We start from the raw sequence: 1656 nt of genomic DNA on the forward strand, positions 1-1656 counted from the left end.
GCGTTCTTGGACGGGCTGGCCGTTCACCGCCGGGCGCAGGGGCTGGCCGGGCAGTCACTGGCCTGGGGACTGTGGGAACAGACCAGCGGCATGACGGAAGAGCTCAGTGACACCGATCGGCGGCGGATCGACCGCGTCGGCGTTACCGCCCTTACCGCCGAAACTGCGCTCGCGTTGTTCGACAGCGCGGTCGAGGGTGGCGGGGCGGCGCTGGTACCGATGCGCTTCGACCCCAGCGCGACACCGACCACCGAGATCCCTGACCTGCTGCGCCGTCTTGTCCGTGGTTCGTCCCGTCGCATCGCAGGCCTCGGTCCGAACACGGTTGCGTCGCTCGGACATCGCCTGGCCGGACTGTCGCTGGCGGAGCAGGACGAACTGCTGCTGGACGTCGTACGTGCCCAGGTCGCGGAGATTCTGGGGCACGCCAGCGCCGACGCGATTGAACCGGACCGCGCCTTCAACGAGCTGGGCTTCGACTCGCTCACCGCTGTGGAGTTCCGTAACCAGTTGAACGAGGTCACCGGACTACGCTTGCCGCCCACGCTCGTCTTCGACTATCCGACCTCGAAGACCCTCGCCAGTCATCTCGGAGAGGAATTGGCACCCGATCACCATGCCAATGGTGATGACGGTGCAGAGGAACAGAGAATCCGGCGGATTCTTCAGGACATCCCGTTCAGCCGACTTCGTGACGCCGGCCTGATGCAAACCCTCCTCGAACTTTCAGGCGCCCAGGGTGAGGGAGCAGAACCTGCCGGGGCCGAAGTCGAGGGAGAGATCGACGAGATGGACACCGAGAGCTTGATCAGCATGGCACTCGGCGGCTCGGGCTATGACGACGCGATTCGGGAAGTGTGAGATTGCGATGACAAATTCGGAATCGAAGCTGGTTGGTGCACTTCGGGAGTCGCTCAAGGAGACCGAGCGGCTACGAGCGCAAAATCGAAAGCTCTCCGCTGCCGCGCGGGATCCCATTGCGATTGTGGCGATGAGTTGTCGTTTTCCGGGTGGGGTGGATTCGCCGGATGGTTTGTGGGGGTTGGTTGTTGAGGAGCGGGATGCGGTTGCGGGTTTCCCGGTGGATCGTGGGTGGGATCTGGATGGTCTTTATGATCCTGATGGGGTGCGGCCGGACACGAGTTATGTGAATCAGGGTGGGTTTTTGTATGGGGCGGGTGATTTCGATGCGGGGTTCTTCGGGATCAGTCCGAATGAGGCGTTGGGGATGGATCCGCAGCAGCGGTTGTTGCTGGAGGCGTCGTGGGAGGTGTTGGAGCGGGCGGGTGTTGATCCGGCGTCGTTGCGGGGGACTGCGACGGGTGTGTTTGCCGGGATGATGTATCACGATTATGCGTTCAACAGCAGTACGGGGGCTATTGCGTCGGGCCGGGTGTCGTATGTGCTGGGCCTTGAGGGTCCGTCGGTGACGCTGGATACGGCGTGTTCGTCGTCGTTGGTGGCGTTGCATCTGGCGGTGCAGTCGTTGCGGTCGGGTGAGTGTTCTCTGGCGCTGGCCGGAGGCGTGGCCGTGATGGCGTCTCCCGAGACCTTTGTTGAATTCAGTCAGCAGCGTGGGTTGTCGGCTGATGGTCGGTGTAAGGCGTTTTCGGATGATGCGGATGGTACGGGGTGGGGTGAGGGTGTGGGGATGCT

At 63.0% G+C, this 1656-nt stretch carries 2 protein-coding genes; both read left to right on the forward strand.

Going from position 1 to position 1656, the window contains the following annotated elements:
• Window positions 1-861: beta-ketoacyl reductase (locus AB0D14_RS44915; RefSeq protein ID WP_362791313.1), on the forward strand; the 861-nt coding region annotated here is incomplete at its 5' end.
• The coding region (locus AB0D14_RS44920; protein WP_362791315.1) for a beta-ketoacyl synthase N-terminal-like domain-containing protein at window positions 836-1656 on the forward strand (821 nt) is incomplete at its 3' end. The genes AB0D14_RS44915 and AB0D14_RS44920, both read left to right, overlap by 26 nt.

The sequence above is a fragment of the Streptomyces sp. NPDC048484 genome (genome assembly GCF_040651415.1).
Classification (GTDB): Bacteria; Actinomycetota; Actinomycetes; order Streptomycetales; family Streptomycetaceae; genus Streptomyces.